The 25,495-nt window shown below is 49.8% G+C and carries 25 protein-coding genes; all 25 read right to left on the bottom strand.

Going from position 1 to position 25,495, the window contains the following annotated elements; all coding sequences use genetic code 11:
* Positions 1-110 precede the first annotated feature (110 nt).
* Positions 111-1,202: a hypothetical protein gene (locus AC1VOR_RS09845; RefSeq protein ID WP_482617439.1), complete on the bottom strand. Its 1,092-nt coding sequence runs from the start codon at positions 1,200-1,202 to the stop codon at positions 111-113.
* A gap of 48 nt (positions 1,203-1,250) precedes the next feature.
* The gene (locus tag AC1VOR_RS09840; RefSeq protein ID WP_482617438.1) at positions 1,251-1,694 is read right to left on the bottom strand and encodes a hypothetical protein; all 444 of its coding nucleotides are present in this window, start codon (positions 1,692-1,694) and stop codon (positions 1,251-1,253) included.
* A complete protein-coding gene (locus AC1VOR_RS09835) occupies positions 1,691-2,131 on the bottom strand; it encodes an RNA polymerase sigma factor (protein ID WP_482617696.1) in 441 nt (146 codons plus the stop codon). The genes AC1VOR_RS09840 and AC1VOR_RS09835 overlap by 4 nt, the downstream gene beginning before the upstream one ends.
* Before the next feature lie 169 nt (positions 2,132-2,300).
* Positions 2,301-3,479: an MFS transporter gene (locus AC1VOR_RS09830; RefSeq protein ID WP_482617437.1), complete on the bottom strand. Its 1,179-nt coding sequence runs from the start codon at positions 3,477-3,479 to the stop codon at positions 2,301-2,303.
* Between the two features lie 64 nt (positions 3,480-3,543).
* The gene (locus AC1VOR_RS09825) at positions 3,544-4,452 is read right to left on the bottom strand and encodes an ATP-grasp domain-containing protein (protein WP_059052600.1); all 909 of its coding nucleotides are present in this window, start codon (positions 4,450-4,452) and stop codon (positions 3,544-3,546) included.
* A gap of 167 nt (positions 4,453-4,619) precedes the next feature.
* Positions 4,620-5,309: a DnaD domain-containing protein gene (locus AC1VOR_RS09820; RefSeq protein WP_482617436.1), complete on the bottom strand. Its 690-nt coding sequence runs from the start codon at positions 5,307-5,309 to the stop codon at positions 4,620-4,622.
* Between the two features lie 26 nt (positions 5,310-5,335).
* Positions 5,336-6,631 carry an asparagine--tRNA ligase gene (gene asnS / locus AC1VOR_RS09815; RefSeq protein ID WP_482617435.1) on the bottom strand — a complete coding sequence of 432 codons (1,296 nt, stop codon included), beginning with the start codon at positions 6,629-6,631 and terminating at the stop codon, positions 5,336-5,338.
* Positions 6,632-6,698: 67 nt separating this feature from the next.
* Positions 6,699-7,904, bottom strand: a complete 1,206-nt coding sequence (locus tag AC1VOR_RS09810) for an acetate/propionate family kinase (protein ID WP_482617434.1) — start codon at positions 7,902-7,904, stop codon at positions 6,699-6,701.
* Complete coding sequence (locus AC1VOR_RS09805; protein WP_059052593.1) at positions 7,901-8,773, bottom strand: 3-hydroxyacyl-CoA dehydrogenase family protein; 873 nt, start codon at positions 8,771-8,773, stop codon at positions 7,901-7,903. The genes AC1VOR_RS09810 and AC1VOR_RS09805 overlap by 4 nt, the downstream gene beginning before the upstream one ends.
* Positions 8,774-8,909: 136 nt before the next feature.
* On the bottom strand, positions 8,910-10,418 hold the full coding sequence (locus AC1VOR_RS09800; RefSeq protein ID WP_482617433.1) for an AAA family ATPase: 1,509 nt from the start codon (positions 10,416-10,418) through the stop codon (positions 8,910-8,912).
* Complete coding sequence (locus AC1VOR_RS09795; RefSeq protein WP_482617432.1) at positions 10,411-10,944, bottom strand: hypothetical protein; 534 nt, start codon at positions 10,942-10,944, stop codon at positions 10,411-10,413. Before AC1VOR_RS09795 ends, AC1VOR_RS09800 begins: the two co-directional genes overlap by 8 nt.
* 204 nt (positions 10,945-11,148) lie before the next feature.
* Positions 11,149-11,634: a cell wall elongation regulator TseB-like domain-containing protein gene (locus tag AC1VOR_RS09790; RefSeq protein ID WP_482617431.1), complete on the bottom strand. Its 486-nt coding sequence runs from the start codon at positions 11,632-11,634 to the stop codon at positions 11,149-11,151.
* Between the two features lie 102 nt (positions 11,635-11,736).
* Positions 11,737-13,035, bottom strand: a complete 1,299-nt coding sequence (locus AC1VOR_RS09785) for an amidohydrolase (RefSeq protein WP_482617430.1) — start codon at positions 13,033-13,035, stop codon at positions 11,737-11,739.
* Complete coding sequence (locus tag AC1VOR_RS09780; protein ID WP_059052583.1) at positions 13,032-13,676, bottom strand: redox-sensing transcriptional repressor Rex; 645 nt, start codon at positions 13,674-13,676, stop codon at positions 13,032-13,034. The genes AC1VOR_RS09785 and AC1VOR_RS09780 overlap by 4 nt, the downstream gene beginning before the upstream one ends.
* A 21-nt stretch (positions 13,677-13,697) precedes the next feature.
* The gene (gene dinG, locus AC1VOR_RS09775; RefSeq protein WP_482617429.1) at positions 13,698-16,577 is read right to left on the bottom strand and encodes an ATP-dependent DNA helicase DinG; all 2,880 of its coding nucleotides are present in this window, start codon (positions 16,575-16,577) and stop codon (positions 13,698-13,700) included.
* A gap of 218 nt (positions 16,578-16,795) precedes the next feature.
* Complete coding sequence (locus tag AC1VOR_RS09770; RefSeq protein ID WP_482617428.1) at positions 16,796-17,428, bottom strand: tetratricopeptide repeat protein; 633 nt, start codon at positions 17,426-17,428, stop codon at positions 16,796-16,798.
* A 96-nt stretch (positions 17,429-17,524) separates the two neighbouring features.
* On the bottom strand, positions 17,525-17,908 hold the full coding sequence (gene panD, locus AC1VOR_RS09765) for an aspartate 1-decarboxylase (RefSeq protein ID WP_482617427.1): 384 nt from the start codon (positions 17,906-17,908) through the stop codon (positions 17,525-17,527).
* Positions 17,908-18,810: a pantoate--beta-alanine ligase gene (panC, locus tag AC1VOR_RS09760; protein ID WP_482617426.1), complete on the bottom strand. Its 903-nt coding sequence runs from the start codon at positions 18,808-18,810 to the stop codon at positions 17,908-17,910. Before panC ends, panD begins: the two co-directional genes overlap by 1 nt.
* Positions 18,807-19,685 carry a 3-methyl-2-oxobutanoate hydroxymethyltransferase gene (gene panB, locus AC1VOR_RS09755; RefSeq protein ID WP_482617425.1) on the bottom strand — a complete coding sequence of 293 codons (879 nt, stop codon included), beginning with the start codon at positions 19,683-19,685 and terminating at the stop codon, positions 18,807-18,809. Before panB ends, panC begins: the two co-directional genes overlap by 4 nt.
* Positions 19,686-19,951: 266 nt before the next feature.
* Positions 19,952-20,929, bottom strand: coding sequence for a biotin--[acetyl-CoA-carboxylase] ligase (locus tag AC1VOR_RS09750; RefSeq protein ID WP_482617424.1), 978 nt, complete (start codon positions 20,927-20,929; stop codon positions 19,952-19,954).
* Positions 20,907-22,298 carry a CCA tRNA nucleotidyltransferase gene (locus AC1VOR_RS09745; protein ID WP_482617423.1) on the bottom strand — a complete coding sequence of 464 codons (1,392 nt, stop codon included), beginning with the start codon at positions 22,296-22,298 and terminating at the stop codon, positions 20,907-20,909. The genes AC1VOR_RS09750 and AC1VOR_RS09745 overlap by 23 nt, the downstream gene beginning before the upstream one ends.
* Before the next feature lie 34 nt (positions 22,299-22,332).
* Entirely contained in the window at positions 22,333-23,493 is a 1,161-nt protein-coding gene (gene bshA / locus AC1VOR_RS09740; protein WP_482617422.1) for an N-acetyl-alpha-D-glucosaminyl L-malate synthase BshA, read from the bottom strand.
* 43 nt (positions 23,494-23,536) lie between these two features.
* Positions 23,537-24,250, bottom strand: a complete 714-nt coding sequence (bshB1, locus tag AC1VOR_RS09735) for a bacillithiol biosynthesis deacetylase BshB1 (protein ID WP_482617421.1) — start codon at positions 24,248-24,250, stop codon at positions 23,537-23,539.
* The gene (gene mgsA, locus AC1VOR_RS09730; RefSeq protein WP_482617420.1) at positions 24,247-24,669 is read right to left on the bottom strand and encodes a methylglyoxal synthase; all 423 of its coding nucleotides are present in this window, start codon (positions 24,667-24,669) and stop codon (positions 24,247-24,249) included. Before mgsA ends, bshB1 begins: the two co-directional genes overlap by 4 nt.
* Before the next feature lie 15 nt (positions 24,670-24,684).
* Entirely contained in the window at positions 24,685-25,491 is an 807-nt protein-coding gene (gene dapB, locus AC1VOR_RS09725) for a 4-hydroxy-tetrahydrodipicolinate reductase (protein WP_482617419.1), read from the bottom strand.
* Positions 25,492-25,495 lie beyond the last annotated feature (4 nt).

Genomic DNA, 25,495 nt, shown 5'->3' with positions numbered 1-25,495 from the left:
ACGGGTGACCTGGCGGATAAGTTACAAATATAGCAGCTAATTCACTTCTTGCGGTGTAATAAATATCCCATGGGCATCTTCTCTCTATGAAATCCAGCCTATTACAATTCCTACAATTCCTCGTCGTATCTGCTCCGACTTTGCCGCTTATGAACAGCAAGTAACTTGATGCCTCCGCCAATCAGCAATACGGATACAATGACGGGACGAAGATACTGGTCGATTCGGAAGTACAAGCGAAGCTCGGGATACCAGGAATTCAGCCAGGGTACCACTAGCTCCATCCCGACAAAATAAATTCCCAGAATAATAAGAACAACACCCAGCCAATGCTGGTAACGTCCCCGCATCTCCATTAACGGCTGATCCTCCATCGGCAGAATTCCATACCTGCTGGTCTGCTGCAGCCCATCAAAGAAGCAATAGAACCAAATGACCGGAACCACGAATAGAAACACGGATAGTCGCAGGACATCAATAATATAAAAGCTTCCCAGAAACAGTACCATCATTTGCAAGCCCCGCTTCTGGAGACCAAGGTACATCTGTCCCGCGCCGGGAAATGCCGACAATAGCGTGGCCAGCACCTTGCTACGCCGCCCTTCCACGCGTCCTTGCTCCCATTCATCAAGCAAGGATCGATCAAGCAACAACTCACCCGCCTGCTTCCGATGCACAAGCTGTACCACATCAAACATACAGTAAAGCCAGATGATCGGCAGCAAACCAAGAAGCAGGAGGAACACCGACTCCCCGGTCACTCCGGTAATAAAAAACATCATGGTAATGACACCGAAGAAGGAAATTAGAAAAGATAATCCCCGCTGCATCAGACCAAGTTGGAAATGACCCAGCCCCGGCACAAAAGACAGCAATATGGTAAAGAACTTCTCCTGCTCCATTCCTGCATGTGAAGGAGCAATCGCCGGATCATATCCTCCTGAGGGCACTTGCGGATCACGAAGCATGGTAATTGACAAATCCAGCATCGATATCCCCCATAGAATAGCTGCACAAATCAATGTAATAAAGAAAAGCTCCTCACTCTGTGCAAGCAAACTCACTACAACGCCAAACAGCAATCCTCCAAACAGCAGGATCAGGTAGGCCGCTCCCTTAAACTTTCTTCCCCAATATAAATGCCCGAAGCCCGGGATTAAATTTAATATACATGCCAGCATTCGGCTACGTTGATAAGGCATGGTTCATCCTTCCTTTCTATGTTCAAAACACTATGCTATAGATCTTGGTTAACGTCTCCAGGTATCTACCCATTGGACGGTTATATCCAGCATCCGTTCACTCAGTGGAGCACTCTGCTGAGGACGATGTATCCACTCACTCGTTCCTGAAGACAATTGGTCAAATAAGCCACATCCCATCAGCAGCCCGGTAATGGCTGCCGCCACGGCGTAATGAAACAATGGATGCCTGCTCCATGTTTTTTTGCGCTCCGCCTGTACAGGCTCAGCTTTCTCCTGTGGTATTGCGCCTAACAGCCTTTGCAAATAAAGTTCCTCATCTTCCGGCCCCGGCAGCGTTGATTCCTGGGAAGAAAGAACGGCAGCATAGGCCTTGAACGCCTGCTCATCCTGCAACAGCAACGCCTCCAGACGCTGCTCTTCTTCCGGGTCCATAGTTCCGCTGATATAGCCATCCCACAAGACTTGTTCGGTTACCTTCTTGCCACTCATCCCCATTCCTCCTTCGGCCAATGATCTCGGATATAAGCTCTAGCCCGATATAATTTCGATTCTACCGTCTTCAGCGTTACGCCTGATTCTTGAGCAATCTGTTCATGGCTCTTGCCTTCCAGATAAAACTCCGTAACAATGCGGCGGTGTCCCTCTGGCAATCGTTCGATCTTCTCACGAAGTTCCTGGTTCCGCTCGGCTTCCAACAACCCTATGATATGATCATCCACTTCTCCGGGTAACTGCATTTCAAGATCGGCAGGGTCCCATTGCTCCTCCTGACGGCGATCCCGCTTGCGCTTGATATCGATCGACTTGTTGACAGCAATGCGAGTCATCCACGTTTTCAACCCTTGGGAACGGTAACTCGGGAGAGATTTATATATTTGCAGGAAGGTTTCCTGGGCTGCATCCTCCGCCTCTTTCGCATCATGCAGTACGGAATAGGCAACCCGGTATATATAGGTTCCATATTCACGAACCAGCCACGGAAATACGGTATGCTCGCCCCGCTGGAATTTTAATATAAATGATGCTTCGTCGATGACTCTCCCCTCCTCCCAAATAAATAGACGACACTCCTCTGCCTTACCCCTGCATATCCCGTCAAACTTTTTTGAAGCTATTGCGCCGTTCCCGTACGAATCCGAAATAGATCACCACAAATAGCAACATGCTGGCTGGCAGGACCAGGAAGCTGCGTTCGTAACCAACCAGATCCACCATTTTACCGAAGAAAATGTTAAACCCGATATCAAATAACGAAGCTACACTAATGACAGCCCCCGTCGCGGTGGAGATCATACTTGCAGGGAAAATAGACTGAAGCATCATGACCATCGTTGGGTATAAAATCGAGAAAAACAATCCACTCGCACTTAGCAACCATAGGGTAGAAGCACCGCCTAAAATTCCGACTACATACAAAAGGCTCGCTCCCAGGGTAAATATCGTAATACTTCGGTGAATGCCTAATCTATCAATAAGCGGTGAGAAAATGAATCGTCCCGCCGTAATTCCACCAAAAAAAATCGCTAGCGCATTTGCTGCCGTCCCCTTGGATAAAGCCAAATGCTGCGTGCCATAAGCTACCAGCCAATTCATAATCCCATGCTCGGCTATAAAATAAAAGCCAAATAACAGCACCACCGGTATAAAGGAACGGTTGGCTAGTATATTCCTGAATCGGTACTCTCCCGATTCATCTGCTCCTGCTTGTCCATGAATGCGATGATCAGGAACCCGATTCAGCATAATAAGCAAGAAAGCCACCAGGCCCAGCACAAGCAAGAGCACATTGGTTAGCTTCCAATCGTGGAAATCCGATGCCAAATTCCCCGTGAGACCCTGACTTCCGCTTGTCCCCACACCTTGCACAAAGAACAAGAAGTTCACCGCGAGTCCAGGGGTGGTCGCAAACAATAAAGGTGTCACAATATTGATCGTCGTGCTCAGCAAGGTGGAGGCCCCCATAGCAAAGAACATCCCAATCAAGACAACATAGAAGTTATCGCTAAAAATAAACAATAATAAGGCCAGCATCCAGATTAACAGTATGGCTAGCATCGCTGTTTTGCGTGGGAACCGGTCTGTTAATCTACCGCCAATCAGCAAAAAAACAAGATTACCGGCATAGCTGACCGTCACAATTTGTGCCGCCTGATGTGTCGTCAGATGAAAGTGTTCAGCAAAGATCACAGAAAAGACGCCTCGCAGACTATCGCTGGCGCCCAGGGTCAACATCAATATAAGAAATCCCCAAAACACAACATTTTTTTGCTTCACTACAGTCTGTCTCCTATGAGCGTATCAAAAAACCTCTCTTATACGCGATGGTAATATTCGTCATTTATTGAAATACATTTAATCTTACTCTCAGAAAATTGTATATTTCTTCAGCGATATTAACTTGACAGCAGGACTCCAAGCCTTCAAATCCAGGAGACGAATTGGCTTCACAAATTTTATAATGATCGCCGTCAAAGAGTAGATCAATGCCGGCAATATCCAGATTGAGCAATCGTGCTGTTTCCAGAGCCAGCCATTCAATTTCCGGGTTAATCTCATAAGGCTCCACAAATCCACCCCGAGAAAAATTAGCCTTAAAGCTATCATTGCCAGAGCTTCTTTTCATTGCAGCTACGGCTCGTCCGCCAATCGTCAGCACCCGCAAGTCCATGCCTCGGCTGGATTCCACGAATTCCTGCAAGATCATAGTGGCATTTTCTTTGTAGGCACTGATCATTTCTAATAAGTCCGTAAATTTGGATTTCGTTTCGGCCAGAAATACTCCACTCCCCTGTGACCCCGATATCGTCTTCACAACTACCGGAAACCCCAGATGCTTCTCTACCAAATCAACATCCACCTTTGAGCGAATAAGCATCGTCTTTGGCACGGGCAAATTATATTCAGCAAGGATTTGCAACGTAAATAGCTTGTCCTTCACAGTGTCGATGCTTTGGGCAGAGTTAAAGGTACGTACTCCCAATCGCTCCAAATGGCGGATGAGTGCCAGACCAAAGTAGTTGGTGTTCGCCCCCATGCGAGGCAGTACAAAATCAGGAAGCTGCACAACTTCCCCATCAACCATCACACTTTTGCGATCATCTCTGGTCACAATTAGCTCTAACTGCTCGGGGGAAAGCACCCGTACATCAATATCTTGCTTGTTAGCCTCTTCGACCAACCGCTGCAGCTCATACGTTTCCGGCTTGACGTCATTCACCGAGCTCTTATAGATAATCCACCCTTGCATCAACAACTACCCCCAGCTTCAAATTCGCCTAACCTCTGATTTCTTCTCCCAGCATACGATGTTAATACGTGATTAGTATATTCTGAATTCCACAAGTATGTAAAATGAACAAAGAAAAAACCAGGAACCTCCACTGCGTATTACAGTAGTCATTCCTGGTTGTAGGGTTATCGATAATTGCTACGAAAACGTTGCGTATATGCCTTGGCATCCTCGGCAGTGCGCACCCGGTTGCGGCTCCACTCCAGCAAAATCCTGTCGATATAACGAAAGTGCACCTTGCCGGCAAATACCGCTTCCTTCAAGGCTAACAGAATTAGCTCCTCTGGGTAACGGTCCTGATCGACCCAGCCGGAGATCGTTTCGAACTCCATGGGAGATAGCGTACGAGCAAATTCCTTCTCAAATATCACAAACAGGTTGCGCTCCTGCTCTTCTTCCCGGCCAACATCCTTCACTGGTTCCGCTACTTTACGCTGCCTGGAGGAAGACGAGTTCTCGGCCAAGAAACGGCCAAGTTGATCATACATTCCCGTCAAATTATAGCGCTCTGAGCGAATGTCGGTCAGTTCATCGGTGTTCTCGTCAATGCTGAGCCACCCATCCTTCAATAAGCGGCGAAGGATGGGAGCGATCATACCGGGCTCGGTCTCCATCCGGTGCTCCAGTTGCTCAATAGATGGAAATTCATTATGCTCCGCCTGTTGAAAGGTCAACAATTGAATGAGCAGCATGGCCTCCATGTCGCTCAGGCCCAGCTTGCGGTAATGAAGCAGTAGTGGGAAGGGAACCTGAACCGTTCCCGCCGCCAACCCCAAGGCGATGCCTTTGGCCCATGACTGATTGCTCTCATACATAGGTTATTCTCCCCCTGTTATCCAAATCAAGGATACAGGCGATACAGCATCCGTGGGAACGGAATGGTCTCACGCACATGATCCAGTCCGCATAACCAAGCTACGGTCCGCTCCAACCCCAGACCAAAGCCTGAGTGCGGTACTGAGCCGTATTTACGAAGGTCAAGATACCATTGGTAGGTCTCCGGTGACAATTGATGCTCCTTGAAGCGAGCTTCCATCAGCTCGGGGTCATCGATCCGCTGGGAACCCCCAATGATCTCGCCGTATCCTTCCGGCGCAATCATGTCGGCACATAATACAACCTCCGGACGATTAGGATCTGGCTTCATGTAGAACGCCTTAATTCCCGCAGGATAATGCGTGATGAAGACTGGCTTGTCATAACCTTCGGCAATTGCCGTCTCATGAGGTGCTCCAAAATCCTCACCCCAAGGAATATCAAAGCCTTGAGTATGCAAGTAGTCAATTGCTTCATCATAAGTAATCCGTGGGAACGGTGTTTGGATATTCTCCAATTTGGATACATCGCGCCCTACCGCCTCAAGCTCAGCCCGGCAATTTTTCAGCACAGACTGCACGACAAAGGTAATGAAATTCTCCTGTACCTGAAGGCTTTCCTCATGATCAGTGAAGGCCATCTCCGGTTCAATCATCCAAAATTCGATCAGATGCCGACGCGTCTTGGACTTCTCTGCCCGGAAGGTTGGCCCAAACGAATACACCTTGCCAAGCGCCATTGCCGCTGCTTCCATATACAACTGGCCACTTTGCGTCAGATAAGCATCTTCCTCAAAGTATTTCGTGTGGAACAGATTTGTAGTCCCTTCCGCCGAGGTTGGCGTAAGGATTGGCGGGTCAACCAAGGTGAACCCGTTTTGATCGAAAAATTGCTGTACCGCGCGGATAATTTCGGCCCGAATCACCATTACCGCCCGTTGCTTGGCCGAGCGCAACCACAAGTGGCGGTGATCCATCAGGAAATCAACACCGTGTTCTTTTGGCGTAATCGGATAGTTCTCGGTCAAATGAAGGATTTCAATCTCCGTTACCGTCATTTCATAGCCCGATTGGCTCCGGGGCTCCTCACGGATAACACCCGTTACGTACATCGAAGACTCCTGAGTCAAGCTCTTGGCATTGTTCCAGGTATCCTCCGATACTTCGCTTTTCACCACAACTGCCTGAATATAGCCCGTTCCGTCGCGAAGCTGCAAAAATTGAATTTTGCCGCTAGAGCGTTTGTTGTTAAGCCAGCTACCGATAACTACCGTCTCTCCAACGTGCTCATTCACTTGACGAATCACAGTTTTGACCGCCATGCCTTTATCTCTCCTCTAACATCACTCTAAAATGGTTTAAAATTCTTATGCTTATAATTCGCCGCTACTAATTCGATTCCTGCACGATGTTCAGGGTATCACGGGCAATCATCAGCTCTTCATTTGTCGGGATAACCAGAACCTCTACCTTGGAGTTCGGGGTAGAAATGCGGCGCGGATCGCCGGAACGTACTTTGTTCAACTCTTTATCAATCTCAATACCCAGGTAAGTGAGGTTCTCAAGCACTTTCTCCCGCACAATGACCGAGTTCTCGCCAACACCCGCAGTGAAGACAATAGCGTCAACGCCGTTCATGGCTGCTGCGTAAGCACCGATATATTTGCGCAAGCGATATTCATACATTTCAAAAGCAAGCGTTTCGTTCGGCTTGCCTTCTTCCCAGCCATCCGTGATGTCACGCATATCACTGCTGCTGCCGGAAATCGCCAAAAGTCCACTATGCTTGTTCAGCATGGAATTGACTTCGCTGATCGACAAGTCTTCCTTGTTCATCACGAAGGTAACGACCGTTGGGTCCAGATCGCCACTGCGCGTTCCCATCATCAGACCTTCCAATGGAGTCAGACCCATGGAGGTGTCCACAGAAACTCCGCCCTTAACGGCTGTCAGGCTGGCACCATTGCCGATATGGCAAGTGATAATCTTCAAGTCTTCGATCGGACGGTCCAGATATTCTGCTGTTATCCGGCTGACATATTGATGAGAAGTACCATGCGCACCGTAACGGCGAACGTGATGCTTCTTGTATAGCACTCTTGGAATAGGGTACAGATAAACCTTCTCTTCCATCGTTTGGTGGAAGGCCGTATCGAACGCAACTACCTGTGGTATGCCCGGCATATTAATCTCTGCCGCGTTAATCCCCATGATGGCTGGCGGATTATGTAGCGGAGCCAAGTCGAACAGACGGCGAATCTCCGCTTTCGCCTCAGGTGTTACTAAGGCTGAGCCTTTGAAGTATTCCCCACCATGCACAACACGATGTCCGACGGCTTCGATCTCACCGATGGATTCAATCACGCCATGCTCTGGGTCCGTCAGCTTATCAAGCACTTTACGAATAGCCGTTGTGTGCTCCAGAATTTCACTAACTTCTGTCACTTCTTCCTTGCCAGTTGGCTTATGGTTAAGGATCGAAGAATCCATGCCAATTCGCTCTACTAGGCCTTTGGCCAATACTGATTCGTCTGTCATGTTGTACAATTGATATTTAAGGGAAGAACTGCCCGCATTGATTACTAATACCTTCACAGTCGATCACCATCCTTGTCGTATTTGAAGAACCCTTCACCCGTTTTTACACCCAGGTGTCCGGCACGAACCATCTTCTTCAGTACAAAGGAAGGACGATATTTCAATTCGCCAAATTCACGGAACATACGCTCCAGCGCGGCAAGCACGGAATCCAGACCAAAGCGGTCCGCCATTTCCAGCGGGCCATATTGAAATTGATATCCAACGCGCATAGCTTCGTCAATCTCTTCCGCTGAAGCCACGCCTTCTCCGAGCACATGCAAAGCTTCGTTGATCATAACGCAAATAATCCGGGACGTCACAAAGCCCGGCGATTCATAGACCATCACACCGCGTTTCTCCACTACTTCTTCTACGAAACGTTTCGTTTCTTCGAAGGTCGTTTCAGAGGTTTTCAGACCACGAATGATTTCGACCAGATTAATTTTGGCAACAGGATAAATAAAGTGCATGCCAATCACACGTTCCGGATAAATGGTTCCTCCGGCAATTTCGGTCAGACTCAAAGTCGAGGTGTTGCTGGCAAGAATAATATTGCTAGGACATACCTGATCCAACTGCTTGAATACCTCTTTTTTGGCATCCAAATCTTCCGAAATACTCTCGATAACCATATCGCAGGTACCAAGTTCGGCAAAATGAGTTACTTTATGGATTCGGGATAAGATCAATTTTTTCTCAGCCTTCGTAATTGCCCATTTCTCCAATTGCTTGTCGAGGCTTGTCTCAATCATGCTATAGGCATGGTTCAGCTTCTCGGTCGTTTCTTCCACGAGCAATACGTCCAGGCCCTTGGCCGCGAGCATCTCACTGATGCCTTGCCCCATTGTGCCGCCACCGATGACACCTATTTTTTTGTAATTCATGGTTCTCTCGCTCCATCCTTTCATCTTCTGTACATAATATGGTTCCCTGGATGTCGAATAATACATCTTCCTATACCCAACATATAATAATATCTTAGCACGAAGAAAAAGTAAAAAGAATAACCGGCATAGCGAATTATGCCGGTAAATCCATACTGTCACTAAATTGGCAACGGAACTGTTCCCCCGAAAGGCGTTCCTCCTGTAGCAAAATATGCAGGGATTTGTCGAATACGGCCGCATGCTTCAGCAGCATTTCCTTGGTTCTGCCCGCAAGCTCGTCCAAAATCCGTGAATTTTCGTTCATCAGGACTTCGGTTGTCACCATCTCCATATTCACAATTCCTAGTGAAGTCAGGCCCGAAGTCATCATCGTCTGGACGATATTCAATGCCTGCTCAAAGTCATTGCTGGAGCCCGTGCTACGTCCACCGTAATAGATTTCTTCTGCGGCTGCTCCTGCTAGGGCAATCATAATTTGGCCTTCCAAATAAGGCTTCGTATACAGGTACTTCTCGTCCTGAGGATTGTGCCGAACATACCCCAGCGCCCTACCACGTGGACTAAGCGCAACCTGGCTGACACTGCCCGGCGCTACAACCTCGGCAGCAATCGCATGTCCCAGTTCATGAACCGCAACCCGGCGTTTCTCTTCTTCCGCTGCTTGACGATCGGTCTTCTCGCCCATGAGTACCTTGTCGATCGCCATCGACAAATGCTCGGGGGCAATTTGCTCCAGCTTATCACGCATCGCATAAATCGCTGCCTCGTTCATGACACTCTCAAGCTGAGCCCCGGAGAAGCCAAAGGATTCTTCGGCCACCTTGTCCAAATCGACGTTGTCCTGCATCGGCTTGTTGGCCGCGTGCAGTTCCAGAATGCTGCGGCGCCCTTTCTTGTCCGGCAAGTCTACCTGAATATGCCGATCGAAGCGTCCCGGACGCAGTAAGGCACTATCCAGCATCTCCTTACGGTTAGTCGCGGCAACGAGCAAGATGCGTGGGGTATCCGAAGAATAAATCCCATCCATCTCGGTCAGCAACTGGTTCAAGGTCTGATCATACTCGCGTTGCTGTCCGCCTTCCCGCTTGCCACCAATGACTTCAATTTCATCAATAAAAATAACAGCGTTCTCTTTGTTTTCCTTAGCTGCACGAGTTCGGGCCTCCTTGAACAGCTCACGAATCCGGCTGGCCCCCACGCCAACATACATTTCCACGAACTCACTACCCGAGGCCGCTACGAATACAGCATTGGTGTAGTAAGCAGCCGCTTTGGCCAGCAACGTCTTCCCGGTTCCCGGAGGTCCGGTAAGCAAAATCCCCTTAATGGGGCGAATGCCAAATTTGCTGATTTCCTCATGCCGCACCATAAAATCCAGTGCTTCCCTCAGCTCTTGCTTGGCGCTCTCTTGACCTCCAATTTGATCAAACGTCAATTTGGCCGGAGCGCGCTTCTTGCGTTTTCGTTCCTGACCGGCTCCGATCGCCAGTCCGCCTCCGCGCATTTTAATCGCCATCAACAATGCGCCGAGCATCACCAGCGATAACAGGAGGGGAATCATGTTCACTACGCCGGTTATCCCTAGAAATATAAGCAGTACAGGGACAAAACCAACAGCAACCTCCACCATCCATCTACGCATTAGGCCATACCCCCATCCGCTGTGGCGTACGCGGCAAAATAATAAACTTACTGCTTTGCCCGTCCGTTAATGTGATATAGACATACTCATTGTCCATTTCCGCCGTGGCTTTGAGTTCTTTATGATCTTGTTCCATTTGCTCCAGAGCTGCCGTAATCTCCGTATATTGCTTGTTCTCCATCGCCTGAGCGACAGCAAACATGGCATTCTCCCATAGCTCGTTCAATTCCGGAGAAGCATTGTCCGCCACATCTATCTTCAATTCACGGGTGCCGATTTGCTTCTTCCCATCCTGCTCCAAATGCCGAATCACAGCTCCCAAATCGGTACCTGGTACCAAATCCAGCTTGACACCAAGCTCCTTAGGCTGTATATCCAGCTGCACCTGACTCACACCTTCAACATCCTTTAACAAGTTCTCCAGCGGGCGTTCTATTGCCCATTCTTGGTAAAGGAACCAACCGCCGAACAGTACAACTCCGGAAATGACGATACTGGCAGCAACTCGTCCAACACGCAGTTTCACGCGTTTGCCTCCTTTATCTGTAATAAATTATTCCGCCATAAGGCAGCTTCAAATATAGAATTAATTATATCTTTTTGTATATCATTGTTACAAACAATAGTATATCATACCGTATATCAAAATTCGAAAAAAAAGAATGGAAAACAAAAAAACAGTTTCGAAAGATCAGGTCTGCATCCTGAACTTCGAAACTGCTATGTCATGTCAACGATTAGGTAACGTAAATACCTCTGACAAAGGTTCGCCGGTACTGAAGCTGAAGAACCGATAATAATGATGGGCTTGCTGCTTGTAGAACAATTGCCAGACCAACTGGTCATTATAAATTCCCGGCAACAGACGGACCACCTCGATATCCGGCAACGTTTCCTTGATGATCCCTCTGATCTGGTCTTCGGACTTGCCTTCAGACAACAGGCGGACTTCCGGTTTCCCGTCTTGCGGTAACCAGACCATAATCTCCCGCCCATCCTCATCCTGTCCTTGAATCACAAAGCAAACCTTGTCCCAGACCGACTTCCATACCTCATCGCTGCGGACCAGTTCTGTCTCCTGTTTGGCTTGCTGAACCGCCGCCCTTTCGGCTTCCCAAGTATCCTCGTGAATATATATGTAGAACCGGTAGAGACCGATGAGCACTATCAACAGAATAATGATGGAGAGCAGGATCCATTGGGTTCGCTTCCTCAACCTTCTCTTCCTTTCTCTAAGCAGGCAACTGTAAGCCTCTTTTATCTTTCACCATGTATACTCACAGTGTACACCTGTATCTATATCAGTTGGACGGAACGATTAACGTGTCAATAACCCGTCAAATGCCTCTTGAGCCTCATAACGGATACGCTCTTCATCAAGTGTCAGGCAAGCCCCGTTCTTCACAACTTGCTTCCCATTAACCCATACATGCTCTACATCCCCTGAACCAGCGGAGTAAACCGCATGAGATACATAGTCCGTCTTCGGAACGAAATGTGCCTGTTCCGTGTTCAGCGCAATGAAATCTGCCTTCATTCCGGCAGCAAGCTTACCCGTCTCGGGCAAGAATACGGAACGCGCTCCGTATTCGGTCCCCATCTTCAGCGCTTCAAGTGCCGGAACAGCCGTAGGATCCCCAGATACTCCTTTATGAATCAAGGCCGCCAGACGAACTTCCTCCAGCATATCCAGATTATTGTTACTAGCCGGACCATCTGTGCCGAGGGATACGACGATGCCCTTCTTCAGCATTTCCGGCACACGGGCTACTCCGCTAGCCAACTTCAGGTTACTGCCCGGATTATGCGATACCGTCACTTGATGAGCCGCCAAAATATCCAGCTCCTCATCTGTTAAATGCACAGCATGGGCTAATAGAGTAGGCCGTGAGAACATGCCCAGATTCAATAAATGTTGAACCGGACGGACTCCGTAATCTTTAACATTTTGTTCAACTTCAGCCCGGGTCTCCGACATATGAGTATGCATCGGCAAATCCAGATCATGGGCCGCCTGTACGAATTTCTGAATGAACTCTGGCGGACAGGTATACGGAGCATGCGGCGATAACATCGTCGTAATCCGTCCATCCGCCTGACCCTGCCAATTACGAGCAAAGGCAATGGCTTCGTTCAGCTTCTGATCTTGTACCTCGGGTGGACATAGACCAATGGCCCCCCGCATAAGCACAGCCCGAATACCGGATTCCTGGGCGACCTTGGCCACCTCATCCATATGATCATACATGTCCAGGAAGGTCGTAGTCCCCCCCTTGAGCATTTCCAATACCGACAATGCCGTGCCAACACGTACATCCTCTGCTGTAAATTTGGCTTCCATCGGCCACATCTTTTCTTCGAGCCAGGTTTGCAGCACCATGTCGTCACCGTAACCTCTTAGCAGTGACATAGCAGCATGGCCATGGGTATTAATCAACCCGGGAAGAAACAGCAGGCCTTTACCATCAAAGCTTTCTGCACCCTCCACACCTTCGGGGCGTTCTTCCCCAATGTAAGTGATTGTATCACCCTCAACCAGCATATAACCTTGAATAACCGGACGCTCCTGATCCAATACCGCGAACGTCCCGTTCTTTATTAACCATTTTCGACTCATACTTCAGCATGTTCCTTTCCATTTTCCAGATAATAGGCCAGACTCAATAAGTCCGTTGTAAAGTCAGCCGCATGAATCCGTACTTCCGGCGGAACCTTCAATATGGTAGGGGCAAAATTCAATATTGCTCCGATGCCTGCGGCTACCAGTTGGTCTGCAACTCGTTGGGCTTCGAAATCCGGTACGGTAATGATGCCGATACGAATTTTTTCCTTCCTGACTGTATCCACCAACTCTTCAATCGGCCGGATCGTAATATTATTGATCTGCGTTCCGATTTTGTCTGGAGAAGCATCAAACACCGCCACAATCTTCATGTTATCCTTCAGATAAGCATTGTAATTGGATAACGCATGACCAAGATTACCAGCACCCACAAGGGCTACATTGATCTGTTGGTCGAGATTTAAAATCTGTTGAATCTTCTCAATGAGATAGGCAACGTCGTAGCCGATGCCCTTACGTCCAAAGTCTCCGAAATACGCCAAGTCCTTGCGAATTTGCGCTGGATTCAAATCCAGCTTCTGGCCCAGTTCCTGGGATGATACCGTAGGAACTTCCCTCCGGCTTAATTCATTCAAGAAGCGCAGATACACCGGCAATCGACGGACCACCGCATCAGAAATTTTATCTGATTTCATAATCATTCCCCCTCATCAACTTTACTTCATTTCATCAGCTTGATCAGCTTCATCAACCTGCAGCCATTCCGAGATACGTGAGACCATTTGGCCTAGCGGCATATGCTCCATCTTCGGTCCGGGCAAAGAATATAAGAAATACTTTCCGTAGTAGGATTCCAAGATACGTGTATCATAAACAATCACAATGCCGCGGTCCTGTGACGAACGTACCAGTCGTCCAAAACCCTGCTTGAAGCGGATGACCGCCTGCGGCACAGATAACTTCATAAATGGATTCTTCTTCTCGCGTTGTAATCGTTCGCTCTTCGCCTCCACCAGCGGATGGTTCGGCGGTTGGAAGGGTAAACGGACAATCGCCAGACTCGTCAGAGCCTCGCCAGGAATGTCAACACCTTCCCAGAAGCTGCTTGTGCCAAGCAGAACGGAAGCATCTTGCCCTTGGAAGCGACGCGTCAATTTGGTTCTGCTCCCGCTATCCATCCCCTGCCCAATCACTGTAATGCCCTTCTGGGCCAGCAAGGTCTTCAGCGGCTCATATACTTGTCGCAGCATCCGGTATGATGTGAATAACACCATCATTCTTCCCCGGGTTACTACTGCGGAGTCAGCAAGAGACTGTACCAGTGTATTGACGAAATGATCGTCACCTACTCCGCCCTTGACACTAGGGAAATCCCGCGGGATGACGAGCAGCGCCTGATCACGGTAATTAAACGGCGATGGGAGCATCGTGGTGACAAGCTTGTTCTCGCTTGCCGCCTCCGCTAAGCCCAGTTGTTCCACCATATACTGAAATGATTTATCGACCGACAAGGTAGCCGAGGTCATCACCACGCTCTTCTTCTTGTCGAAGAAATATTCCTTCAGTTGGGCACTGACGTCAATAGGTACCGCGTACATCTGCAACGAACGACTACGATAGTTACCGCTCGCTTCCATCCAGTACACCGTATCATCGCTCTCCAGCTTCATGAAGAACCGCAGTGCTTCCCGTTCGGTCGCCAGATCCTTGAACAAACCGCTGATGTCAGTCAGCAAGCTCTCAGACCCGTAATCATCCTGGTCCTCACGAATTTCGCTGAGCATGCGTTCACCCTTGCGGAGAACATCCCCCAACGCAACATATATTTGATTCTCCAGAGCGGTCAAGGTATCCCATTCCTTGGGCTCCTTACCTGGCAAGAGTCGATACACGAATTGCCCCGGATCACCAGGTGCCGCGTCACTACGATCCGGCATCAATGAGAACAATTGCTCGCTTAACTTGTCCCAGTTCTCCTTCACCTCAATCAGGTTCGGGTAGATACCATCAATGACCGTACACCATTCGCCTGACTTCTCGCCTGGCGAGGCTTGTAACGCAGCCCGCAAATTAGCCAGCTGACCGGTCTTGCTGTCCTTGAATAAACGAGTCAGAGTATGAACCACTGTAAAGTATTTCATATGGATACCCAAATGTTTGCCTGCTACATCCTCCAGATGGTGCGCTTCATCAATGACCAAATGCTCATAGCCCGGTAATAATTGATGTCCTGCCTGAATGTCAGTAAACAATTTGGAGTGATTCGTAATGACTACATCGGCTACTCCGGCCTCATGCTTGGCGCGGTGGTAGAAGCATTTACGGAACCAAGGGCACGATCGACCCAGGCAGGAATCCGATTCACTGGCCACCGTCTCCCAGAAATCACCTCCGCGATTTCCCAAGTTCAGTTCTTCATCATCGCCGTTACCCGTTTGAGTCAGCCACACAATCATCTGGGCAGCGATCATCACATCTTCTTTGGGAGTGGCGAAATCTTTCCTGCTTATTTTATGTTCAAATTTGCGCAAGCACAAATAATGCTGCCTTCCTTTAAATACCGCTGCCCGGAACGGGAACGGCACGACCTCTGTCAAGAGCGGGATGTCTCTCTCCCGAAGCTGCTCCTGCAAATTAATGGTATGGGTGCTGACCATAACCTTCTCATCTTGTTGAACACTGTGGTAAATGGCAGGCAACAAATAACCCAGCGATTTGCCCGTGCCTGTACCAGCCTCCACCATGAGGTGCTTCTCCTTAGCAAAGGCCTGCATCACTTCTTGCAGCATCAGGTTCTGTGCCTCGCGTTCCTCGTATTGTGGAAGGCGTTCCCGCAGCCGCTCACGTACTTGCTCCATAAATTGCTCGAAGCTGATGTTCTCAAGCGGGTTCCCCTCTATAGGATCCCGGGCTGGCTGAATATCCATCCAGTCCTCCGCTTGCAACGCGAATTGCCGGTAATACGTGAACCCGTCGTCAGCAGGCAACGTCTCGCGTTCCTTCTCCTGCACCATCGCGTCAAAAAACCAGCCAAGGTCGCTGTCCTCGCTGGCAAATAGATCATTCAGGCGCTGCAAGGTGAGCAAAGGAAGCTGTTCGCACTCCTCCAGACATTTCTGGAAGATGAGCGCGGTTGCCAAGGCATCGCTGTCCGCCCGATGTGGACGGTCATGCTGCACTTCGAATTCGGCCGAAACCATGCCGAGCTGATAGGAGGTCAAGGACGGAAACAGGATCTTTAAGAAATCCATCGTATCCAGTATTCGACCCGTGAACGGCAGATATCCCGTTTGGTCCAAAGCGGTCTGCAAAAAATTAAAATCGAACGCTACATTATGTCCAACAAGCACAACATCATTGAGAAGCGGCACCATCTCCATCATGACTTCATCCAAGTCCGGAGCGTCCTTCACTTCCTCCTCTGTAATTCCCGTAAGTCCGGTAATGAAGGGAGGAATCGGAACACTGGGCTTGACGAGGGATTGATATACCTGTGAAATGCTTTTATCTGGCTCTATAATGGCAAGTCCCACTTGAATAATTTCATCAGAGGACTGGTTACCCGTCGTTTCAAAATCAAGCACGGCATATTTCATTACGATTATAAGTCCCTTTCGTTCCAGTCTCTCTACAGCATAACAGAAGATTGCTCATTTGAAAATTAATACAAGACGGAATTTGTAATTTAAATCACAACAGAAAAACAAGCGACGCCCCGCTTCATACGGATAGCATCGCTTGATCAAACCTAGATATGAAGTACCTATAAATTCGGGTCCACTTCCGGTTTAAAAGCCCGGTTTTTCAGCATCCATTACAAGAGAGATGTCAATTCATTGCCATAAGAGAGCTTCCCCGTACTGTGAAGGCAAGCCTCCAGATTGGCCAGGGGTTCCGTCAGAGAAGGGTCACTATGGTGTGCCAAGGTAAAATACTCCTTCGCCTTGGCGAAGATCCCCTTCTGTGCTTCAATACAGCCCAAGGCATTATAGATGATCGAACGAAGCCGCTTACTCCCCGCCCGCTCCAGCACGAACCAGAAATGCTTCGCTGCATGCTCGCCTTGTTCCATGTGCAGATGGCACATCCCTAAGCAGGTGCGAGCCAACACACTGTCTGGATACTGCCTGATGACCTGCTCGAACTCTTCGAGTGCCTGGGGGAACATCAATAATTTATAATACCCCTGTCCCTTGATAAAACTTGGCGCGTCCATTTCGGGAAGCTCCGGCATATCCTTAAAATCAGGATTCCCCAGCTTTTGGCGTACATCCCCCATTTTCTCTTCGAAGCATAGCCATTCCTCAATAATTCCATCACTCATATGCTTGAGCAGATTCCACTGTTGTGCAAGCTCTTGCTTCTGGGCATCCCCAGCTAAATGAAACTTACGGGAAATATCCTCCAACATCTCATTCATTTCCGCAAACACATGCTGAAACATCATTCGCCATCCCACCCTTCACGAAAATGAAATCAGTCCGCGCCATACGTTCATTTTTTGTTTCGGACGGACTTTTCATTCCCGCAGGCAGGAATTGCATTAACGGATCATCGCGTGAAGCTCTTGCCGAGCCTTCTCAACAGGGTGATTACTCTCATCCACGAACACAATCGTTGGTTTATGACTGCGAACTTCTTCCGGAGACATCTGAGCATAAGAGATAATAATGACATTGTCCCCTGGCTGCACCAGACGGGCAGCAGCACCGTTCAGGCAGATTACGCCGCTTCCACGAGGCCCCGGAATTACATAAGTCTCCAGCCGTGCACCATTATTATTGTTAACGATCTGCACTTGTTCGTTCTCCAACAAATCGGAAGCCTCCATCAAATCCTCATCAATCGTAATGCTGCCAACATAATTCAGATTGGCTTCTGTCACCGTCGCGCGGTGAATTTTGGATTTCATCATCGTTCTATACATCAGACGTTCACCTTCTTCGTCAGAATTACATTGTCGATCAATCGCGTACTTCCAAATTTGACAGCGACAGCCACCAGAATATCTCCGTCTCTTCCTTGGTCGTCTACACGTTCCTCCGGTCCCAGCGGCTCAAGCCCCGGAAAGCTTACAACCTCTACATAATCGATTACTGCTATAGGCTCGGAGCTAATGCTATTTCGTAATTGTTCGCGCAAAGTGGAAGCCGTCAAAACCTCTGCTGTCCCCGTAGCCGCCTGTGCACCTAATAGGCTACGCGACAGCACCAGCGCCGCTTCACGTTCCTCAGCGCTCAAATAAACGTTGCGTGAGCTCAAAGCCAGCCCATCCTGCTCCCTTACAATGGGGCAAGGTACAATCTCCACATTCCAATTCAAATCCTGTACCATCTGAGTAATGACGGCAACCTGTTGAGCATCCTTCTGCCCGAAATAGGCCCGGTCAGGTTCCACAATATGAAGCAGCTTGCCCACAACCGTCGTAACTCCGTCAAAATGCCCCGGGCGCGATGCTCCGCATAAGAGTTCTGTCAGGCCAGATACCTTGATTTGCGTCTGGGTCGGCGCAGGATACATCTCTTCTACTTCAGGCAGGAACACCAGGTCCACACCTTCCTGCTCCGCTAGAGCCAAGTCTTGCTCCGGGTTGCGAGGGTACCGCTCAAAGTCTTCACCGGGTCCAAATTGAATCGGATTGACGAAGATGCTGAGTACGACCAGTTCATTCTCTGCCCGAGCCTTCCTTAGCAGACTGGCATGCCCTTCATGCAAATAACCCATGGTGGGTACCAACGCCACCTTGAGACTCCGCCCTTCCCGGGCCGCTGCAAACCGTGCAGCTTCCAGCTTAGCCCGAAGCGTATTTATTGTCGTTAAGGTCATCATGACCGTGCTTCCACCTTTCCCTTGCCGTACAAAGTGTCCAACGTATCGGTAACGCTCTGATCTGCCCGGAAGGCATGCTCTTCGGCAGGGAACGCCCGGCTCTTCACATCTGCCACGTATTCCGAAATCCCTCGGCGAATTTCAGCTCCAATATCCGCATACGTCTTTACAAAGCGCTTGTCACGATAATTCGCACTGTATTTCAACACATCATGGAATACCAGCACCTGGCCATCGCAGCCCCGGCCCGCTCCGATGCCAATGGTCGGAATTGACAACTCACGAGAGATCGCCGTAGCAACTTCCTCTGTGACCAATTCCAGCACCACGCCAAACGCTCCCGCCCGCTCCAGCGCCTTGGCATCTTCCATCAAGCGGCGGGCATCAGTTGCATCCTTGCCTTGGACACGGTAACCACCAATTTGGTTCACCGACTGCGGTGTTAATCCGATATGCCCTATGACGGGCACCCCGGCTTGAACGATGGCTCGTACGGTCGGCTCAATCTCCGTTCCACCCTCAATTTTGACGCCATGAGCATGGCCCTCTTGCATCAAGCGGCGTACGTTCCGCAGCGTCTCGTCAATACTTCCGTGATATGTCATGAATGGGAGGTCCGCCACGATAAAAGTCTGTTGTGCCCCGCGGGCCACAGAGCGAGTGTGATACACCATGTCCTCTAAAGTGACCGGAATCGTTGAATCATAACCCAGCACTACGTTGCCGAGCGAATCGCCTACCAGCAAAATATCCGCTCCCGCCTCCTCGGCCAATTGGGCCGAGGGATAATCGTAGGCGGTAATCATCGCCAGTGGAGTACCCTCCTGCTTCATTTTCTTCATCTTCACAATATTTACAGGTTGTTTCCCTGCCATTTCCGTCATCTCCTTCGGTTAAATACCGTTGTCCGCTTGAAGTTAAAAACTGCGCACAACAAAAAAACCTTTTAGTTTGGCACTAAAAAGGTCCGAAATCCAAAGAAGAGTCACTTTGCCCGTCCCTTCTGTCTCGGTCCTCTTCGGCTCAGAGCAGAATCCAACGCATACTAAAAACTATAACTACTAACGAACGCCCAGAGTGCAGCTCGAATCATTACCGATGCCGCCTCCTGAGCACATTATAACAAATTACGTTATTTTTTTCATCCTCCAAGTTGTACTTCTCCTGAGAAAATCATGCGTGTATTCCCGCTATCCTCCAGCAGAAGCAGCGCTCCGTTCTCCGCGAGCGCGGTAGCTTGACCGGAAATTTCTCCGTCCGGAGTACGCATAGTAATTCGTCGTCCCAATGTAACGGACAGGGCTTCCCACAAATGGGCAATTGGCGCAAAGCCTTTCTCCGTATATAGCTGATAAAGCTGCTCCATCTCCATCATAACTGCCCCTATTAATTCTGTTCGCTCAACTCGGCGACCGCTGGCGATTTGCACAGAAGTCACTCTGGGAAGCAACTCCTGCGGAATATCCTCCAGTTGCAAATTTACGTCAATCCCGATGCCGGCAATAGCATACCGGATCAATTCATCCTCGGCAATCGATTCTACAAGAATCCCGCACAATTTGCGCCCATCCACCAGAACATCATTTGGCCATTTAATCCCGGCATCCACCCCGAATTTGCGAACCGCACGGCAAACTGCCACCGCTGTCAGGAGCGTTAATTGCGGGGCAATGGATACAGGCTGACGATCGGGACGTAACAGCAAGCTCATCCAGATCCCCTTACCTGGTGGGGAATACCAGCGTCTACCTTGCCGTCCACGCCCGGCTGTTTGCTCTTCGGCCACAACCAATGTGCCATGCGGAGCCCCCTCTTCCGCCAGACGACGAACCTCTTCCTGCGTGGAAGTGACTGAAGTCAGAAGCTTGATGCGGTTACCCAGACTTTGATTCCCGGACAGAGCATGCAGCAAGGCGGTCTGACTTAACCGATCCGGCTGGCTGATCAAACGATATCCTCTGCGTGGAGCGGACTCGAATTCATAGCCTTGCTCCCGTAGCTTGGCGATTTGCTTCCATACCGCCGTGCGGCTAATGGATAGTCTGCGGCTCATCTCCTCGCCAGATATATATTGCCCCGGATGCTCCAGCAGCATGTTAATCAGCTCGCTTGTCCCCATCCTCTTCCACCACCGATTCTACATATTCCATGATCGACTGCCGTTCATTAGGCAACTCGCCAAGTGCAACGTGCAGCAGCAACCGCTTCATTAACTCCCCTAGCCATGGCCCACCGGAGCGGCCACTAATCTCCAATATGTCCCTGCCGCTAACAGCAAGCTCGGACAAGGTATGTACCGATACTTCTTGATGCCACTTCAGCGCAACGGACATTCGTTCTGCTTCTTCCTGCTCGGTCATATCCCCGTACGCCGAAACTTGCAGCAAGGCGGATTGCCGGTGCAACCACCCGTGAGCTATGTCACGACCGAACTCAATTTGTAAATAAATCCATTTACGACGAAGCGCTTGTTCTTCCAATAACTCTGGCTTGGTAGCTTCCCAAGCTTCGTCGAAGCGAACGATGGCGGCCGTTTCCTCCGCGATTTGATTAGGGAACGTCCAACTCTTCAGCAACCGCGATACTTCCTCACCGGGAACCTCTAGGCCCTGAAGGAGCAAGGACCAACGTAAGACAGGATCAGGTGGTAATAGCGGCAATGCGGTAAACCATTCAGGCCGCGGCGGATTACGGTGCAGTAATCTCCAGGCCAAAACCGTAGTCTCGTCGTGTGCATGTCCCTCGTCCTTGCCATCTGCATCCAATTTATTATCCTTTGGCAGTAAGGCTGCTTTGGCATACTGTAGCAATCCGCTGCGCTGAAGTAGCGCCAGCCCGCGGAGCGGATCAGGTCCCAGCACAATCTTCTCCAATTCCACGCGAATCCGTTCCATGGCAATGTATGACAGCTTATCTCTTCCGGCAAGCAAGGCAGCCCATAGACTCTTGACCGGGCGAAATCCAAAAGTCGACGCAAAACGAACCGCCCGCATCATACGCAAGGCATCTTCGTCGAAACGCTCCTCAGCCACACCTACACAGCGGAGGATACGGCGTCCAATATCGGACTGGCCTCCGAATGGATCCGTTAATGTACCATCCAGTTCCCGGGCAATAGCATTCATGGTAAAATCACGCCGACGCAAATCCTCGGCGACAGCGTCGACGAATTCCACCGACAACGGGTGCCGATGGTCCTCATATTCAGATTCCTTGCGAAAGGTTGTCACTTCATACGCATATTTATCCATCAGCACCGTAATTGTTCCGTGCTGTATGCCGGTAGGAACAGTGCGCTCGAATAAGGCAATGACCTCTTCCGGCTTGGCTGAAGTCGCAATATCCAGATCATGCACCGGCTGACTCATCAACTCGTCGCGTACGCAGCCTCCCACAAAGAAGGCCTGATGCCCCGCATTCAGCAACGTGCGCAGCACGTTTTCCCCCTGATGAAGCATCAAGGGGTCTACCTGATTCCAATGATTCATCTCGATGTATGACACCTCCAGATCTGGCCCTTGTTCAGGAGCAAGCCGGGTCCAACGCGGGCAACCTGCGATTCAACACGCGATAATAAATTTCTTCATAGGTGGCGGTTGTCAGTTCACTGCTGAATTCCGTTCTTGCCCGATCCAGGCAGGCCTCTCTCAATTTCGCGGCCAATTTTGGATCTTGAAACATTTGAATACAATACTGCGCCATTTGTTCCGTATCTCCAATAGGAGCCAGGAATCCGGTCTCCCCATGCTTCACAAGTTCAGGAATTCCACCGGCGACCGTCCCTACGGTAGGAACGCCACAGGCCATCGCTTCCAGAGCTACCAGCCCAAAGCTTTCCTTCTCCGAAGGTAACAGAAGTACATCTGCCATGGAGATGACATGGGCGATATCATCCTGCTTACCCAGGAAATGCACACGATCCTCGATCCCCATCTCCTTAATCTTGTGTTGAATTTTCGGCAGATCAGGCCCTTCACCAACGAACAGCATTTTTGCCGGCAACTCCTGATTCACGCGATAGAATATGTCAACAACATCGTTTACCCGTTTTACCGGGCGGAAATTTGAGATATGCATCAGGACTTTCTCACCAGGATCAGCAAAGTCGCTGCGACATTCCTTGGCATCGCGTGGGTAATATACCCGTTCATCCACAAAATTGTAGGTCAGATCAATATCGCGAACGATATCCAGCACTTCCCTGGTTTCCCGGGTCAAATCCGAAGATACAGAAGTCACCGCATCACTTTCATTAATGGCCAGACGAATTAAATCCTTCAAAGATTCATCTTGCGCCAGCACCGTAATATCTGTACCATGCAGCGTAGTTACAACTTTCAAAGAATCGCCAACCATTTGCTTGGCCAAAAAGGCACACACAGCATGAGGTACTGCATAATGGACATGCAAAATGTCCAGCCCTTCGTTCTTGGCCACCTGGGCCATCTTGGTGGCCAGAGACAAATCGTAAGGCGGATAGCGGAACACGTAATAGTCGCTTACTTGCACTTCATGATAGAAGATATTCTTATGGTAACTTCCCAACCGGAAAGGAACGCTATGAGAAATAAAATGGACTTCGTGGCCCTTCTCTGCCAACAATTTGCCCAGTTCGGTAGCCACAACCCCCGAACCGCCTAAAGATGGATAACAAGTAATGCCTATTTTCAAAAATGGTTCCATATGGTGGGGGCCTCCTTTATTTGATATAGTCCTCGGCTCAGGCTTATGAGCGTACTGGACCGAATAAATGCACAGGATATGCCGTCTTGCTCATAAAACCTTCAGCAAGCGGAAGCAACATGCGTTGTCCCATCAACGAGTCGCGGGCCTTTACACGCTCAACATAACCTTGATTCAGGGGCGTAGCGGCGATATCCTCACCGGATACGCTCTGCTCAAATTGCGAGCGGTAGCAACGAAGCGCCTGCTCCTTCCTGGTATAGTATGCACCAACCTCCACAACCAAGTCCGGCGCGGTCCAGTCGTTAATAAAATAGAAATAAAGCTGTGGGGCAGGTACCGCAGGCTTGTCCGGCATATAGCGGCGTAGCTTGGCATTAAATACCGCAGCCTCTACCAGGCGGCCGCAGTCGATATGATCCGGATGGCGGTCCTCCCAATAGGGTGCGAAGACAATGCTTGGAGCGAAGTCGCGAATCACTCCCACGACAGCGGAGAGTTGCTCCTCTGATCCCGTGAGCCCGCGATCCGGCAGTCCCAGATTCACACGGGCAGACAACCCGAGCACCTCCGCTGCAGCCGCCGCTTCCTGCTTACGTAATACAGGGTTGCCATTGGAGGACAACTCCGCCTCCGTTAAATCGCAGATACCCACACGAAGGCCGGACGCGACATGCTTGGCTATCGTACCAGCCATACCGATCTCGGCATCATCAGCATGAGCTCCGAAGACCAGAATGTCCAGCTTGTCACTCATTTCGACAGCCCCGGCTTATTAAGTTCTACCAGTTCCCGCCATCCGAAATCACCACGGTCCAGCGCACGGACAAGAATCTCTGCACTAGCCATATTAGTGGCAACCGGAATGCCGTGTACGTCGCACAAACGAAGCAAGGCCGTAATATCCGGTTCATGCGGCTGAGCCAGAAGTGGATCACGCAAGAAAATAACCAGATCCATCTCATTCTGTGCAATCATAGCGCCGATTTGCTGGTCTCCTCCAAGTGGTCCCGACAGGAAGCGATGAATTTGCAGTGATGTATTCTCCATGATTTGCAACCCGGTTGTCCCAGTGGAGAACAGCCTTTTACCCTTAAAAACATGTTCATAAGCAATGGCAAAATTGACGATATCCTCTTTTTTGCGGTCATGGGCAATAAATGCGATGTTTAACATAATCTTTAGTCCCCTCTACTCATCCATAAAGTGTTCAAATCCGTAAACCATGCCTTGGCATTCCAGCACTTTCTTAATAGCCAAATTCACGCCTGGCATATACGCGGCCCGCTCATAAGAATCATGGCGAATCGTCAGTGTCTGGCCGAAGCTGCCGAAGATAACCTCCTGCTGTGCAAACACACCAGGCAAGCGGACGCTATGTATCCGGAAGCCATTGTAATACCCACCACGCGAACCCTCGATGGTCTCTTCCTCGTCGGGGTTGCCTTGACGCAGCTCTTCCCGGTTCTGGGCAATCAACTCAGCCGTTTTTACCGCGGTTCCCGAAGGAGCATCCAGCTTCTGATCTCCATGGTACTCAATGATCTCCAGATGAGGGAAATATTTAGCGGCTTGGGCAGCGAAACGCATCATCAAGATAGCTCCAATTGAGAAATTCGGGGCGATTAAGCCCCCAAGCTTGCGAGCACGACACTGCTCGTCCAGTTCTTCGATTTGCCCTTGAGTAAAGCCCGTTGTTCCAACGATCGGCGATACACCATAACGAATGGCCAGCGCCGTATTTTCATACGCCGACTGCGGCGTTGTAAAATCAACCAGCACCTGGGGCCGGGTCTCCTCCAGAGCCCGCTCCAAATTATCCGTTAATGTAATGCCGCAAGCTGGCAAACCAACCAGCACACCGGCATCAAGGCCCATATCCGACAAATTCACAGCAGCGACGAGCTGCAGCTCCGAATCCTGGAGCACCATCTTGACGACTTCTCTGCCCATACGGCCGGCAGCGCCGGCCACGGCTACTTTAATAGGTTGCGACATCTGT

This window comes from Paenibacillus sp. 1SOY10 (assembly GCF_056836745.1).
This window is presented reverse-complemented; position numbering and strand designations above follow the sequence as displayed.